Source organism: Pseudooceanicola endophyticus (assembly GCF_018760365.1).
GTDB lineage: Bacteria > Pseudomonadota > Alphaproteobacteria > Rhodobacterales > Rhodobacteraceae > Pseudooceanicola > Pseudooceanicola endophyticus.
Genome location: NZ_JAHIAB010000043.1, coordinates 1 through 1,361, shown reverse-complemented (window position 1 = coordinate 1,361; position 1,361 = coordinate 1). Strand labels below are relative to the sequence as shown.

Sequence of the window (1,361 nt, the reverse complement as noted above, 5' to 3'; positions counted from 1 at the left end):
AGCATGCGTAATTGGGCTGCCTCTGTGGAGAGGTCGAGCTCCTGTTAGGATCGGATGATCCAATGGAAGGGAGTGAGATATGGAATACTTTGCCGGACTTGATGTTTCGCTGCGCAGCTGCGCGCTCTGCATCGTCGATGCCAAGGGAAAGATCTACCTCGAGCGGGATCTTCCCTGTGAAGTCGGAGCGATCGCCGACTGCCTGAGAAGTTTTCCCGACCCGATCAGCAGGGTGGGCTTTGAGGCTGGCACGATGAGCCAGCATTTGTTCTTCGGCCTCCAGGGTGAAGGTTTCGATGTCGTTTGCATGGAGGCTCGCCAGGTTAACGCGGCGCTGTCCGCGATGCGCAACAAGACCGACCGCAACGATGCCCGCGGGATTGCCCAAGTGCTGCGAACCGGCTGGTTCAGTCCCGTTCACATGAAAAGCCGCGCCTCGCATGGGGCCAGGGCTTTGTTGAGTACCAGGAAAGCCCTGCTGGCCAAGACAATCGATCTGGCCAACGAGGTGCGCGGTCTCCTGAAGATCTTCGGAATCCGGCTCCCGCCCAGCCTCAGCCATGGCCGGTTCGACGATGTTGTGCGCCCGCTTGTGGAGATGGACGATGTCCTTGCCCATGCGCTGCTTCCGTTGCTCGATGCCCGCCGAGCGATCCACACGCATTTCCTCGAGCTGGATCGTCGGGTGAAACAAGCGGCCCGTCGTGACGAGGTCTGCCTCAGGATGATGACGGTTCCCGGAGTCGGGCCGATCGCGGCCCTGACGTTCAAGGCCGCGGTAGACGATCCAGCACGGTTCAGAAAATCGCGAACCGTTGCCGCCCACTTCGGGCTGACCCCGCGCCGATACCAATCCGGGGAGGTGGATAACCCAGGCAGGATCTCGAGAGCCGGTGACCGAGACGTGCGCTCAACACTCTACGCGGCGGCGAACGCCCTGCTCATGCGAACCATTGCGGGGTCCCAGATCAAGTCTTGGGGGATGCGTCTGATGCGGACCAAAGGCCGCCGCCGCGCTGTGGTCGCCGTTGCCAGAAAGCTGGCCGTCATCCTGCACCGCCTCTGGCTGGACGGCACCGAATTCCGCCGGATCGATGAGGAGAAGCTCGCATGACCTGAGATTACCTCAACGACCCAACGGGATCGTCCTCACCGGACGAGGTCCGTGGATGAAGCCGAAAATGGCTGCTGCGCCAACCAAGCGCGTCCCAAAGCAAGGCTCTCCACTGCCAATCCGGCACATGCATGCAGCGACACACCTGTGTCACCAGACTGCGAAGAGAAGCGTGACCCGGATGAGCGACATCGATCCCGCAGAAAGAAGGAAGACGAGCTTGACCCGAACGCCCAATTAGAGAAGC

General features: G+C 61.1%; 2 protein-coding genes. Both read left to right on the top strand.

Annotated features, from left to right (window positions below; translation table 11 throughout):
* Positions 1-79: 79 nt before the first annotated feature.
* Positions 80-1,114, top strand: a complete 1,035-nt coding sequence (locus KM176_RS24740; RefSeq protein WP_160897350.1) for an IS110 family RNA-guided transposase — start codon at positions 80-82, stop codon at positions 1,112-1,114.
* A 51-nt stretch (positions 1,115-1,165) separates the two neighbouring features.
* Positions 1,166-1,361 (top strand): hypothetical protein (locus KM176_RS24735; protein WP_215558848.1); only part of this gene is annotated, 196 nt, incomplete at its 3' end.